The organism is Bradyrhizobium sp., from assembly GCF_030646015.1.
GTDB lineage: Bacteria > Pseudomonadota > Alphaproteobacteria > Rhizobiales > Xanthobacteraceae > Bradyrhizobium.
The window spans coordinates 48,465-62,626 of record NZ_JAUSLT010000174.1 but is presented as its reverse complement, the minus strand read 5'-3'; the positions used below and the strand labels follow the sequence as shown (position 1 = coordinate 62,626).

Here is a 14,162-nt window from a genome sequence, read left to right as displayed (position 1 = left end):
TTCTAACGACCCATGGCTCTTTCGAGCGGCCCCTTCGGCATGATCACGTCGAATGCGACGTCGAAGGTGAGGAACATGATGGCGGTGAACAGGAACGCCGTCAGCAGCGATTTCCACAGCGCGATCCGTCCGACCAGTCGCATGAAGGCGGCAATCAGGCCGAAACTCGCGACATAGAGTCCGAGAAACTGCACCGCCAGGCAAAACAGCAGCGTCGGCACGAACACCTGCATGACGCGACGAAGCTGCGCGCGGGTCACGAAGGTTTCCCTGGCCTCCTTGCGCGACCGAAAGGCGGCGACGAGGCCATAAAGGCTGGCGCCGGCGAGGATGATCGACAGGTAAAACGGAAAGTAGCCGGCCTGCGGGCCGGTGGAATCCCAGGCGATGCCGGTGCGCCAGTTGTCGAAACCGAGGACTGCCGCCAGCACCAGCAGCAACAACGATACCGTCACGTCGACGACGCGAACACTGGTCACCACAGGCGAGTCGGCCTCCGGCGCGGTCGGGTCTTCGACGACAATTTCTATTTCGGTATTGGACATCGGGGGGTCGCTGTCTTTCGTCGAGCACTGCAAAAACCGTTACCCACCGCCGAGGCGGCGCTTCGCGCCGACCCCGTCGCAGGCCATGACAGTGCCGCGCGTTACTTCGCCACGAAACCCGCCTGGTTCATCAGCGACGCGTTGAGCTTGTCGTCCTCCTCGAGGAATTTCAGCATGTCCTTTCCGGTGAGGAAGACCGGCTTCAACGCCTGCTTTTCCATGTATTCCTTGTACTCGGTGGTCTGCGTCACCTTCTGGAACAGGTCGACGTAGAACGCGACCTGCTCGGCGGTCACCTTGCCCGGCAGGAACATGGCGCGCAGCATCAGATACTGCACGTCGAGCCCTTCTTCCTTGCAGGTCGGGATATCGTTCCACGACTGCGTCTCGGTCACCTTGGTCTTGTAGGAGATCCGTTCCTTGTCGAATACGCAGAGCGCGCGGACCTGGCCGGCGCGCCAGACCTCGAGATTTTCGCTTGGGTTATTGACGTTGGCTTCGGTGTGATTGCCGACCAGCTGCGTCGCCGCCTCGCCGCCGGACTTGTAGGGCAGATAGGAGAATTTCGCCCCGGTCTTCTGTTCCATGAATACGGTGAGGACATGGTCCTCACGCTTGGAGCCGGTGCCGCCCATCTTGAACGGCGAAGCGGCGGCCTTGGCGGCGGCAATGAATTCCTTCACGGTCTTCGGCCCGGCGGCATTGTCCCACAGCACGAACTGATCCATCGCCACCACCGACACCGGCGTCAACTCGCGCCAGTTGAACGGAATCTTGGCCGACAGCGGCAACATGTAGATCAGGGAATAGGCGATCAGCACCTTGTTGGCGTCGCCGTCCGAGGACTTCATGTACATCAGCGCTTCGGCGCCGGAGGCCCCGCCCTTGAGCGAAACCACCATCGGCTGTTTCATCAGGTTGTTCTTCTGGATCGCGGCCTGCATCATCCGCGCCATCTGGTCGGAGGCGCCGCCGGCTCCGGCCGCCACCACGATTTCAACCGGCTTGGTCGGCTCCCAGGCGGCGATGGCCGGCGCACTCGCGAGCATGGCCGCCAGCGCGGCCGTAGCTTTGATGGTGTTTCGCACGTGTTTCATCCCTATGTCGTTGTTCGGGCCGCTACATCGAGTATGGCCTGTTAGACACCATTGTGCGGGGTTACGACGGCGAATTCAAGCAGGTCCGGGCTGTCCTGCTTTGGCATGAGTCATCGACGGAAGGGGCGTCGCCTCACGGCGCCGCCGCATCCAGTCGCTTGCCAAGAGCTATTTGCCCTTCCACTGCGGCGTGCGCTTGTTGAGGAAGGCATCCATGCCCTCGCGGAAATCCTCACTCATATAGGCGCGCAGGATCAGGTCCCGGCCCTCCTCGCGCGACAAGGTGCGGCGGAGGCGGAGCACCGCTTCCTTGGCGGTTTCCATCGTGATCGGCGCGTGGCCGGCAATCAGCCTGGCGGTTTCAGCGGCGCGGCGCTGCAGCGTCGCAACGTCAGGCACCACTTCGTTGAGCAGACCGAGCGCCAGCGCCTCGGGCGCCTCGATCAGCCGCGCCGTAAAGATCAGGTCCTTGGTCCGCGCCGGCCCGACGAGTGCTACGACCCGGCTGATATTGGACATCGACAGGCAATTGCCGAGCGTGCGCGCGATCGGAAAGCCGATCCGCGTTGAAGCGGTGCCGATCCGGATATCGCAGCAGGCGGCGATTCCCGCCCCGCCGCCGGTGCAGGCGCCGGCGATCGCCGCAATGGTCGGCACCCGGACTTTTTCCAGCGCGCCCAACACGCGGTCGATCCGCTCCTCATATTCGAGCGCATCCTCCGCGGTCTTGAAGGCGCGGAATTGCGAAATGTCGGTTCCGGACGCGAACGCCTTGTCGCCTGTCCCGGTCAGGATCATCGCCTTGATCGATCGGTCGCCGTTCACGGTCTCGCAAATCGTCGCCATCTGCTCGTACATCGCGAAAGTCAGCGCGTTGCGCGCCTGCGGGCGGTTGAAGGTCAGGTGGGCAATGCCGTCCTGGACGGAATAGATCAGGTCTTCGGTGGCTGCTACCGGGGCGTTCATCGCACGCTCTTTCTGTTGTTTGACGTCATTGCGAGAAGCGCAAGCGACGAAGCAATCCATCTTTCTTTGCGGGGCGACATGGATTGCTTCGCTTCGCTCGCAATGACGGCAGGCAATTTGACGCCTTCAGGCAACCGCGGATTTCGACATCGGCACCACGTCGCGTCCCTTCAGGACTTCCATAGCGGCGAGCACGCCGCCGCTGCGATGCGGCACCTTGGCGAGATCGAGACCCATCTCGACGCCGGCCAGCGTGCCCATCAGCATCAAATCGTTGAAATGCCCGATATGGCCGATCCGGAACGCCTTGCCCTTGAGCTTGCCGAGACCGGTGCCCAGCGACATGTCGAAGTTTTCCAGCACCACCTTGCGGAAGGCGTCGGCGTCATGTCCGTCCGGGACCATCACCGCGGTCAGCGCCGGCGAATAGCTGTGCGGGTCGAGGCAGACCAGCTCCAGCCCCCACGCCTTGACGGCGGCGCGGGTGGCCGCGCCGTGGCGCATGTGACGGGCCCATACGTTGTCGAGCCCTTCCTCCTCCAGCATCGCGATCGCTTCCTTCAGCGCAAACAGAAGGTTGGTCGCCGGGGTGTAGGGAAACGTGCCCAGCTTGTTGATCGCGATCATCTCATGCCAGTCCCAGTAGGACCGCAGCGACTTGTTCGCCTTCGAGGCCGCCAGCGCCTTTTCCGAGACCGCGTTGAAGCTGAGGCCCGGCGGCAACATCATGCCCTTCTGCGACCCGCCGACGGAGATATCGATGCCCCAGGCGTCGTGTTCGTATTCCAGCGAGGCCAGACCCGAGATGGTATCGACCATCAGCAGCGCCGGGTGATTGGTGCGATTGAGCGCCTTGCGAACCTCGAGCGGATGCGTGACGCAGCTGGTCGAGGTCTCGTTGTGCACCACGCAGACGGCCTTGATCTTGTGGTCGCGGTCGACGGCCAGCCTGGTCTCGATCTGCTCGACGTCGGCCCCGTGCCGCCAGTCGGTGGGCAGGAATTCGACCTCGAGCTTGAATTTCTCGGCAATGCCGCGCCACAGCACCGCGAACTGGCCGGTCTCGGCCATCAGCACCTTGTCGCCGGGCGACAGGGTATTGACGATCGCCGCTTCCCAGGCGCCGGTTCCCGACGCCGGATAGATGATGACCGGCTGTTTGGTCCGGAACACGCGCTGGCAGCCCGCCAGCACGGCATGACCCAGCTCGGCGAATTCGGGGCCGCGATGATCCAGGGTGGGCATGTCCATCGCCCGCAACACCCGGTCGGGCACGTTGGTCGGGCCTGGAATCTGGAGAAAATGTCTACCAGTGTGCAGGGTCATGTGGCGTCCTTCCCAGTCTTGCCTTGGTTTCGCACGGCCCGAATATCACTATTCCTTGGGCTTGTCCCGAGCAGAGGTCAACGTTTTATCTCCTTGGAATTGCACGCGATTGCATTGCAACATCGCCGAGTTTGGCTGCCAACAGCCTCGGGCGGCCGAAACAATCGCAACCACCCCCGCGACACAAAGCCTCGTCATTTCCGGGCGCTCCATAGCCGGCGCAAGCGCCGTTTCGCGCGGGCTCTCATATCCACCAGAGTTCGGCTCATCCCGAACCACCGCGCGTCCCTTTCCGCGCGCAGACGTCTGAGTTCCCGGTCGTGAACGAGATTGTAGTGGCCGGCGTGATCGCGGTCGCGGCGCAAATTTGCCCACCGCTCGATGTACGCTCCGTCCAGCCGGTCGGACCAGACCGCGGCGACCTGATGACGCTCGAACATGCGGTCGAGCCAGCTCCCATTTGGCGGAGCGATGTTCTTCGGCACCCCGGCCTTGCGCCACATCTCGTTCCACAAATGAACAAAGGTGGAATTACCGGTGCGCGCTTCGATCTCTTCGCGGGCTTGCGGAAGAAAGAATTTCTGGAATTCCTCCGAGCCGATTTCATAAGTGCTCTGGCGCGGCGCGATCAGCATCTCCGGCGCAAATAGCGGCTGCAATTCGGTCAACAGTTTGGGGCCGGTTTCGCCCCAGCGCGCGTCCTCCAGGCCCGCCGCCGCTCGCTCCAGCGCCGCCTTCATCAAGGGATGGCGCGGCGGAAAGCGCATCGCGCCGACCGCTAATTCCTGATCCGATTGTTGTGCGATGAAAGTCGTGACCGCCGGCAGTTGGGCGGCGGTCAACATCACGTCGGTGTCGATCCACCAACCTCCCAATTTTTCGAGAAGCGCGTAGCGGAAAATGTTGGCATGCAGGGCGGGGCTGGGTCCGTCGAACTCGTGCCGATAGAAGGCGACCTCTTGGTCGAGAATTTCCCGCGCATTGCGCCAGATCACACCATCAGGCAGGCCGGGCACAGGCGCTTCCGAAAACAGTTCGACGCCAACCCCGGCGGTCACGAAACTGGACAGGCACAGCGCTTCATAGGGCGAGAACGGACCATGCCAGAATGTGCGCACCACGCGATCGGGAATGAGCCCGGATTTCTGGCTGATGTCCCCGAGATCGATCTGCTTGCCTGGGTCCATGATCCGCCCGATTTATGGACAGGGCCCCATCGGCCGTCAAGCACCCCGTACACTGAGGTATTCCTTGCAAAGCCAAAACCCGGATGCAAGACATGGCGCATCACACGAGAGCGCACCGATGGCGGCGGAACGGGCCGAAAAGACCGGGAATTCGGCTGAAAACAGCGCCCTTGCCGCGCGTCTGGGCCGCGAGATAACGGGCGACGTCTTTTTCGACCCGTTCAACTGCGGCCGCTATGCCACCGACGCCTCGTTTTATCAGGTCATGCCCGCCGGGGTCGTCATCCCCAAGACCATGCACGAGGCGCTGCGGACGCTCGCAATCGCCCGCGATGACGGCCGGATCGTGACGCCGCGCGGCGGCGGCACCTCGCAATGCGGCCAGACCGTCAACCACGGCATCGTGGTCGACTTCTCCAAACACCTCAACCGCATCGTCTCGCTCGACCTCGAGAACCGCTCCTGCGTGGTCGAGCCCGGCATCGTGCTCGACGACCTCAACCGGCAGCTCAAAAAGCACGGGCTGTGGTTTCCGGTCGATGTCTCCACCGCCTCGCGCGCCACCATCGGCGGCATGGCCGGCAACAATTCCTGCGGCGGCCGGTCGCTGCGCTACGGCACCATGCGCGACAACACGCTGTCGATGGATGCAGCACTTGCCGACGGCAGTCGGCTGCATTTCGGCGAGGTGAATTCCGGCGACAACGGCCCTGCCCTATTCCGCGACATGCTCGATCTCGGCGCCCGGGAGGCGGCCGAGATCGCCGAAAGATTCCCGAAAGTGCAGCGCCGGGTCGGCGGCTACAATCTCGATGCGCTGGTGCCGCGCAATGCGCCGAATAATCTGGCGCATCTGCTGATCGGCTCCGAAGGCACGCTGGCCTTCACCACAAAGGTCGAACTGAAACTGTGGCCGGTGATCCGCAACAAGGTCCTGGGCGTCTGCCATTTCGGCAGCTTTTACGAGGCGATGGATGCCGCCCAGCATCTGGTGAAATTGCGCCCGATCGCGGTCGAACTGGTCGATCGCACCATGCTGGCGCTGGGACGCGAGATCGCGATGTTCCAGCCGATCATCGGCACCGCCGTGCGCGGCGATCCCGATGCCGTGCTGATCGTGGAATTCGCCGAGGAGGATCAGGCCGAAAACCTCCGGCGACTGAAGCAGCTCGGCGAGCTGATGGCCGATCTCGGTTTTGGCTGGGACCAGCCGCAACGCAAATGGGGCGGCGTGGTCGAGATCACCGAACCGAGCTTGCAGACAGGCATCGCCGAATTCCGCGCCGCCGGCCTCAACGTCATGATGTCGATGAAGCAGGAGGGCAAGCCGGTCTCGTTCGTCGAGGACTGCGCGGTGCCGCTGCCGCATCTGGCCGACTATACCGCGCGGCTCAACGAGATCTTTGCCCGGCACGGCACCCGCGGCACCATGTATGCGCATGCCTCCGAGGGCTGCCTGCATGTGCGCCCGGTGCTCAACCTGAAGCTGGAGAAGGACGTCAAGGCGATGCGCGCCATCGCCGAAGAAACCTTTGCCATGGTGCGGGAATACAAAGGCTCGCATTCCGGCGAGCATGGCGATGGTCTGGTGCGCTCGGAATTTCACGAGGCGATGTTCGGCCCGCAAATCATCGCCGATTTCCGCGAGGTCAAGCAGCGCTTCGATCCCGGCAATGTGCTCAATCCCGGCAAGATCGTCGATGCCCCCCGGATGGATGACCGGTCGCTGTTCCGCTATCCGCCGGACTACCGCGTCGCTGAGTTGAAGACCGCGCTCGACTGGTCCGCCTATCCCGGTGCCGGCGGCGGTTTTCAGGGCGCGGTCGAGATGTGCAACAACAACGGCGCCTGCCGCAAGCTCGAAGGCGGCGTGATGTGTCCGTCCTATCGCGCCACCCGAAACGAGAAGGATGTCACGCGAGGCCGGGCCAACACCTTGCGGCTGGCGATATCAGGCCAGCTGGGGTCGGATGCGCTGGCGTCCGACGAGATGATGGACACGCTGAAACTCTGCGTGTCCTGCAAGGCCTGCCGCCACGAATGCCCCACCGGCGTCGACATGGCCAAGATGAAGATCGAGGTGCTGGCGGCGCGGGCGGCAAAACACGGGCTGTCGCTGCGGGACCGGCTGGTGGGCTATCTCCCGCGCTATGCGGCGCTGGCTTCGCGCTTCGCCCCACTCGCCAATCTTCGCAACCGCAGCCCGCTGCTGCGAAAATGGTTCGAGAAATTCGCCGGGATCAGCGCGCAGCGCGCTCTGCCGGAGTGGCGGCGCGACGTGTTCAAATCGGACGTCGAGGCGACCGGCCCGGCCGATGGCCGCGAGGTCGTGCTGTTCGCCGACACGTTCAATCGCGCCTATGAGCGCGAAAACCTCGACGCCGCGTTGCGCGTGCTGGTCGAGGCCGGATACCGCGTCCATATTCCAAAGCCGGCGGACCGAGGCCGGCCGCTGTGCTGCGGACGGACCTTTCTCTCGGCCGGCCTCGTCGATCACGCCCGCGCCGAACTCGATCGGCTGGTCGAGACCTATGCGCCGTTCGCCGCGCGCGGCGTGCCGATCATTGGGCTGGAGCCGAGCTGCCTGCTGACGCTGCGCGACGAGCTGTTGTCACTGCGATCGGACGTGACGGCCAAAAGCGTCAGCGCGCATGCGCTGCTGTTCGAGGAATTCCTGGTGCGGGAGGCCGAGGCCGGCCGCCTTTCGCTGCCGCTCGGACCTGTTGCCGCGAAAGCCGTGGTGCATGGCCACTGCCACCAGAAATCATTCGGCGCCTTCAAGCCGGTCGAGCAGGTGCTCCGGCTGATCCCCGGCCTGAATGTCGAGACCATCGAATCCAGTTGCTGCGGCATGGCCGGCGCCTTCGGCTACGGCGCCGATACCTACAACACCTCGATGGAGATGGCCGAATTGTCGCTGCTGCCCGCCATCAGGCGCGCGGACGAGGCCACGCTCATTATCGCCGACGGCACCTCGTGTCGGCACCAGATCAAGGACGGCGCCGGCCGTGGCGCCCTTCACGTCGCCCGCGCGCTGGCGATGAGCCTCGACAGCGCGGGCGCCACCCCCTATCCCTCCCCGATCACAAAGGAACCGATCCATGGCTGAACTGACCCTCGACGTCGCCCGCAAGATTCTCGACGTCGCTCTCGCAAAGGGCGTCGAGAAGAAACTGAAACCCCTCGTGGTCACCGTTCTCGATGCGCGCGGTTGCGTCAAAATCTCCGCGGCGCAGGATGGCACCAGCCTGATGCGCAGCGAGATCGCCCATGGCAAGGCCTACGGCGCATTGGCAATGGGCATGGGTTCAAGGGCGCTGTTCCAGCGTGCGCAAGAGCAGGCCTATTTTGTCAGTGCCGTGAACACAATGGCGCAGGGCCGGTTGATTCCGGTGCCCGGCGGCGTGCTGATCCAGGACGGCGGCGTCCTGCTCGGTGCGGTCGGTGTCAGTGGAGACACTTCGGACAATGACGAGATCTGCGCGGTCGCGGGCATCGAGGCTGCCGGCCTGAAGGCCAATGCGGGATAGCTCGATCTCAGCCCTGTCGCGGGCTCACGCCTTGGTGAAGAACCATTGCGAAAGTCGGCTTAGCAAGTACACTGCCGTTTTGGCAGGCATGACGCCGACAGTTTGCTCGAACCGGAGCCCCGAAATGCTTTGTCAGCCAGCCGACAGAGGCTCGATAGCCGGTGTCGAAAAACCATTTCCGGCCTCGTCGGCCGTGGATTGGACGTTAAAATCAACTTATCATCCCCCTTTCTGAGTTTTCCCAGATAGTGACTAAATGGACGACGAATTTAAGCGTGAGTTGCTGGCGCGCCTGAACGCAATCGAGTCTCGGCTGGATGGCCTGGACAAGAGTCAGAGCCAGCTTCAGGAGGCCTACGCCAGATCTCGCGCGCATCTGCGCCGCTTCTGGCTGCGGCCGCCGATGTGGACCTTCGAACAGCATTCGCCTCGCCCGCTTGATCTGCATTCGCTGCCCGAGGCGCCGAGCTTGCCGAAGCGCGTTCCGGCCATCGCGATCGTGACGCCAAGCCTCAATCACGCGCCGTTCCTGGGCGCAACCATCGACAGTGTCCTCAGCCAGAATTACCCGGCGTTGCACTACCATGTCCAGGATGGTGGCTCCTCGGACGGAAGTATCGATATCTTAGAGCGCTACGGCGACAAGATCAGCTGGCGCAGTGCGCCGGACGACGGGCAGGCCGACGCGATCAACCAAGGCTTTGCGGGCCTCGATTGCGAGATCATGGCCTATCTCAATAGTGATGACATCCTGCTGCCCGGCGCGCTGGCCTGCATCGCCAATTTCTTCAAGGCGAGACCGGAAATCGACATCGTCTACGGGCATCGCATTTTCGTCGATTATGCCGGCTCCGAAATCGGTCGCGCCATTTTGCCGGCGCATAGCAGCGAAGCGCTTCGCTATGCCGGCTACGTGCCCCAGGAAACCATGTTCTGGCGACGCCGGGTGTGGGATGCGGTCGGGCCAATGGATACCAAATTTCAGTATGCGCTGGACTGGGACTTCATGCTGCGGGCCCACGCGGCCGGATTCAAATTCGCGCGGCTGCGCAGGTTTCTCGCCTGCTTTCGCGTGCATGACGCACAGAAAACCACCAAGAACTACGAACTCGGGCGAAAGGAGATGCAGAGCCTTCGCTTGAGGAACCTGGGATACGTGCCGAGCCAGCTCGAAATATCCAACGCCCTGGCGCCCTATCTGTTGCGCCAGTTCATTTTTCACTGGGGCTACCGACTCGGTCTGATAAGACGCTGATCAGCGCTGGTTTAGACGGACCTGGTGTATTGCTTGATGACCTGATCGACGGGGCCCACTTCCCTGACTCGGCCCTGCTCCATCCAGATGGCCATCGTGCACCAGCGGCTGCACAGCTTGAGATCATGCGAGGCCAGCACCATCACGCTCGCGCGTTCGATGAAATTTCGAACCCGCGCCTCCGCCTTGCCCATGAAGTGCGCATCGCCGGCCAAAATCCATTCGTCCATCAGCAGTATTTCCGGCTTGAAGCAGGTCGCGACGGCAAAACTGAGCCGCAATATCATACCCGTCGAGTAGGTCCGTACCGGCATGTCGAGATAGTCGCCGAGTTCGGTGAATTCGACGATATCGGGCAGGTGCGTTTCGATTTCGCCCGGGGGAAAACCGAGCAGCAGCGCGCGCAGGCGGATGTTCTCGTAACCGCTGAGGTCCGGATCGATTCCAAGACTGATATCGAACATCGGTGAAATACGCCCGCGCGTGACGACACTACCCTCGATCGGCTCGTAGATTCCAGCGATGGTCCGCAACAGCGTGGTCTTTCCCGCGCCGTTGGGCCCGATCAACGCCACGCGATTTCCGGCCGGAAGCGAAAACGACACGTCGCACAGGGCCTCGATAACGATCTTCTGGTTCGCATCCCGCCCGATTTTTCCAGCCGACCCATGGAACAGAACGCGCTTCTTGAGGGAACGCGACCCACCCTGGTAGACCGGAAACGACACCGACACGTTATCCAACCGGACAATCGTCTCGCTCCCTCCGTCTGAAATCATCGAGGTCATATCCAGTAAGCAATCCTGCCGCGAAAACGGATGAAGAAGAACGTCGTTGCAACGAGATTTACCGCGGTTATCGCCAGCGTCGCCATTACCGTTTGCGCCGATGGCAGCGAGCCGAGCAAGGGCGCCCGTACGATCTCTATCAAATGAAACAAGGGATTGGCATAGGCGAGATACGCCCGGGGTCCGAGCAGGTCCGGAGTCCAGATAATAGGCGTGATCAGGAACACGATCTGAACAAGGCTGGTGATGATGCGGGGGATATCGCGAAATCTGGCGGAAGCCATTCCGAGGGCGAGGCTGATGAGCACCGCGTTGACCACCAGCAGCAAGAAGCCCGGAATCGCGTAGAGCGCGACGGCGCCGGGCCAGGCCCCGAAATACGCGACCAGGACGATGTAAATCGGCAGATCATGAGCCAACAAAATCACTTTACCGAACACGAAGCGGCAGGCGTGAAGCGAATAGGGTAGTCTTATCTGCTTGATGTAGCTTTCCGAGCCCGAAAACAGCGCGCCGGCATCAAGCATGATCGAGCTGATGAAGCCCCAAACGATCAGGCCGGCGCCAATGTAGGGCAGCAATTGCCGGATCGGCATGTTGAATATCTGCGAATACACCGCTCCCAGCGCGAGAACCGTAATCGCCATATTCGCCGTCGACCAGAATGGCCCCAGCGTCGAGCGTCGATATCGAGAGAGGATATCGTTCCAGCCAAGCCTGATCCACAGCGGACGCAACCTGACAGCGGCAGCGAAGTCAGCGATCGCGAGGTCGAACTGACTGGTTGACTTTCGTTTTTCGAGCACCACTCCGGTTTCCCAAAAGCAAAAGGCGACCCCATCACAAATAGTCGCTGCTGGATAACCCGGTCGACAACGGAAGCCAAGCCGTATTATCCGGACGGCACAGCTCCGACTTCCCTGGGCAACTTCCCGGAAGCCCCTTCGCTGCTGTGCTTTCGACCGTCGCATATCCGGGTTGCAGATGGTACGAACATCGGTCTGAATGCGGCATACGATCGCCAAGGCCAGGCCGGACTTGCGATTCGTATGTTTGGAAAATCGCGACCAGCGGCCGCTGGCGGGTTGGGAAAAGACGACATGACGGGCACTGCTAACCATGCGGGTTTTGCACCTGTCGTCGCCCTGTTCTGCACCCGCGGTATGGAGGCCTTCCTCTCCAACGCCATCAAGGGATGTCTGCAGGCCGGCGTCGAGGCCCGTCAGATCTATGTCGGCTGCCCTCTCAATGCGCAGCGGTCGGTGAAGAGCGTCACGCGATTATATTCCGCCGACATCCACGTCGTTTGCAACGCTAAGTTCTCCGAGAACGCCGTGGAGATGACGGCATATTCCAGCTTCGGATCGGGTTCATTTACCGAGATCTCGTGGAAGAAAATACTCTTCATCCGGCAATTGATCGAGGTCTATCCGCATGTGGTCTATGCCGATCTCGACGTTTCCTGGATCAGGAATCCGCTTCCCTATCTCATTCAGGTGGCGCAGGCCTATCCCATCGCCATCCAGACCGAGGGATTCCCGCGATTCCCCCCCGCACTCTGCTGGGGATTTGCTTCATTCAAGCAATCGAAACGGGCGATTGCCTTCCTCGATGCCTTGCTCGAATTCCATTCCGCCCAGATTGGCAGCGGTGATGTCGACGACGATCAGGTCGCCGCGCAGCATCTCATTGAAGGCGACAAAACGTGGTTACGCGACATTTACCCGTTGCCCGAATTGCTGTTTCCAAACGGGCTTGGATACCGGAACTTGCTGAATGCCGGCGCCAGTCCGTGCCGAATCGAAGGCGAGCTGATGCCGTTCGTTTTCCATGCGAACTGGACCGTTGGAATCGAAAACAAGCGCAAGCTGCTGGCAAGCACCGGCACCTGGCTGCTCGGCGATGCTCCGCTGGTGGATCAGACCACGGCAACGGGGGCTACCCCGGCAGACGCCGACCTTGCGGCCCAGTCGAAACCGCCGCCCCTGCTGACCGTCATTTATCCCGTTTTTGACGTGCGCGGTGATGTCGGCGCGCGGGTCCGGCTCTGGACCGAACAACAGGACCTCGCCAGCCATTCGTACCGCGTCATCGTGGTGGCAGGGGCAGGCACGGCGCTTGACGAAGACAGCCTGCGACGTGTCCTGCGAAGTCAGGATGCCATTCTACGCGTCCCGGCTGATGGGCGCGAGGCCGATTACTGGAATGAAGGCGCGCAGCAGGCCGACACTCCATGGCTGCTGTTCGTTGAGGGGCATGGCGTGCCCGAGCGTGACAATCTGTCCACACTCGCCGCGTGGATTGCGGCAAACCCGGACGGCGAGGCATGCAATTTCCGCATCGAGAACATCGATGGCCATCGCGTCGCGGCACTCATGAAGCGATGGTTCGCGGAGGTCCAGGCCGGCTGGTCCGCGAGTTCGACATGGCCCCGCCTTCATCGCACGGCGTTTGCAATCCGAAGCGACGTCTTCGAGAATGTCGGGCCCTTCGAGCCGGAATACGGCCAGTTCGCCCCACCGCTGCTGTCAGCTCGCATGCACCAGTGCGGTTATGCCATCTCGGCGCTGCCGACCTCCGTGGTCATGCATGACGATTCCAGGGAGATATCGCAACATCACAACGATACCGCAGACTACGTACAGGGCGAGATGAATGCACGGATCGCCAACGATCCCGCCTTCTTCGAGAAGTATTTTGGACCTCCGCCAGGTCAGGGCCCCAATATGATTCTGGCGGCGCGGCATGCGCGTTGCATGGTCGGAGCCCTGGTGGTGACGGCGATGCACCGGCCCGGCAAGGCATGGGATTTTCTGACGCAAGCCATCCCCTTCTGGCCGGCAGCATTGATCAGTTTGCGGGACCGGGCGAGAATGCTCGCGGCAAGGACGGCTGCGGACGAATTCCTGGTGATGCACCTGCCGGTGTCGGAAGCAACGCTGTGGCGGCGATTCCTCAAAGCCCATAGTCGGGTCGTTCGAACTGGGCAGATGATCTGGATGGCGAACAATCCGCTGCGATCCTTGCAAACCCAGATAGGGAAACGAAAGTGGCCGATTGCCGTAACCGGCCGGCAGGCCGTTGTCGGCCTGTACTCCATGGAACGTCTGGGCGAAGCGCATTTTCGCTGGACCCAGCCGGTTTTCCTGCTGCGCCTCGCGCTTGTTGCGCGCCAGGGGGCGTTGACGCTGGAGACGCGAAACCTGCGTCCCGGACTTGTCGCATCGGATATGATTGTGGTCGCGGGAGGCCGAATGCTATCATCGAGCGATATTGCGATCGACGGCGGAAACCTGACGTTCAGCATCAAGCCCCCGTCGGCGCCGCCATGCGAAACCGACGTCGTCGTGATCGTGCGGGAATTGTTCGAACCATCCGTCAATGACCAGCCCGGCCGCCGTCTCGGATTGCCGTTGTTTTCCATCGAATTTGAATACACCGATTCCAGTCTCCAACCCGAAGCCTGAA

General features: G+C 62.0%; 11 protein-coding genes. 4 read left to right on the top strand and 7 right to left on the bottom strand.

Annotation, left to right across the window (positions count from 1 at the left end; all coding sequences use genetic code 11):
* Positions 1 to 2: 2 nt before the first annotated feature.
* The 5 genes from Q7T45_RS25655 to Q7T45_RS25635 form a co-directional block, all read right to left on the bottom strand.
* Positions 3 to 545, bottom strand: coding sequence for a tripartite tricarboxylate transporter TctB family protein (locus Q7T45_RS25655; RefSeq protein WP_304874664.1), 543 nt, complete (start codon positions 543 to 545; stop codon positions 3 to 5).
* Positions 546 to 646: 101 nt separating this feature from the next.
* A complete protein-coding gene (locus tag Q7T45_RS25650) occupies positions 647 to 1,633 on the bottom strand; it encodes a tripartite tricarboxylate transporter substrate binding protein (protein ID WP_304874662.1) in 987 nt (328 codons plus the stop codon).
* Positions 1,634 to 1,810: 177 nt separating this feature from the next.
* Complete coding sequence (locus Q7T45_RS25645) at positions 1,811 to 2,608, bottom strand: enoyl-CoA hydratase/isomerase family protein (protein ID WP_304874661.1); 798 nt, start codon at positions 2,606 to 2,608, stop codon at positions 1,811 to 1,813.
* Positions 2,609 to 2,734: 126 nt separating this feature from the next.
* The gene (locus Q7T45_RS25640) at positions 2,735 to 3,934 is read right to left on the bottom strand and encodes an alanine--glyoxylate aminotransferase family protein (RefSeq protein ID WP_304874660.1); all 1,200 of its coding nucleotides are present in this window, start codon (positions 3,932 to 3,934) and stop codon (positions 2,735 to 2,737) included.
* 194 nt (positions 3,935 to 4,128) lie between these two features.
* Complete coding sequence (locus Q7T45_RS25635) at positions 4,129 to 5,121, bottom strand: glycosyltransferase (RefSeq protein WP_304874658.1); 993 nt, start codon at positions 5,119 to 5,121, stop codon at positions 4,129 to 4,131.
* 118 nt (positions 5,122 to 5,239) lie between these two features.
* Between Q7T45_RS25635 and Q7T45_RS25630 the strand changes: the two genes are divergently transcribed.
* The 3 genes from Q7T45_RS25630 to Q7T45_RS25620 all read left to right on the top strand — a co-directional run bounded on the left by Q7T45_RS25630 (position 5,240) and on the right by Q7T45_RS25620 (position 9,906).
* A complete protein-coding gene (locus Q7T45_RS25630; protein WP_304874657.1) occupies positions 5,240 to 8,230 on the top strand; it encodes an FAD-binding and (Fe-S)-binding domain-containing protein in 2,991 nt (996 codons plus the stop codon).
* Entirely contained in the window at positions 8,223 to 8,651 is a 429-nt protein-coding gene (locus Q7T45_RS25625; RefSeq protein WP_304874655.1) for a heme-binding protein, read from the top strand. Before Q7T45_RS25630 ends, Q7T45_RS25625 begins: the two co-directional genes overlap by 8 nt.
* 280 nt (positions 8,652 to 8,931) lie before the next feature.
* On the top strand, positions 8,932 to 9,906 hold the full coding sequence (locus tag Q7T45_RS25620; protein ID WP_370691361.1) for a glycosyltransferase family 2 protein: 975 nt from the start codon (positions 8,932 to 8,934) through the stop codon (positions 9,904 to 9,906).
* 11 nt (positions 9,907 to 9,917) lie between these two features.
* On the opposite strand, the gene Q7T45_RS25615 is transcribed toward Q7T45_RS25620, so the two are convergent.
* Both Q7T45_RS25615 and Q7T45_RS25610 read right to left on the bottom strand, forming a co-directional pair.
* Positions 9,918 to 10,685: an ABC transporter ATP-binding protein gene (locus tag Q7T45_RS25615; RefSeq protein ID WP_304874653.1), complete on the bottom strand. Its 768-nt coding sequence runs from the start codon at positions 10,683 to 10,685 to the stop codon at positions 9,918 to 9,920.
* A 5-nt stretch (positions 10,686 to 10,690) separates the two neighbouring features.
* On the bottom strand, positions 10,691 to 11,815 hold the full coding sequence (locus Q7T45_RS25610; protein ID WP_304874652.1) for an ABC transporter permease: 1,125 nt from the start codon (positions 11,813 to 11,815) through the stop codon (positions 10,691 to 10,693).
* On the opposite strand from Q7T45_RS25610, the gene Q7T45_RS25605 reads away from it, so the two are divergent.
* A complete protein-coding gene (locus Q7T45_RS25605; protein WP_304874651.1) occupies positions 11,795 to 14,161 on the top strand; it encodes a putative nucleotide-diphospho-sugar transferase in 2,367 nt (788 codons plus the stop codon). The two genes, Q7T45_RS25610 and Q7T45_RS25605, sit on opposite strands and share 21 nt — an antisense overlap.
* Position 14,162 lies beyond the last annotated feature (1 nt).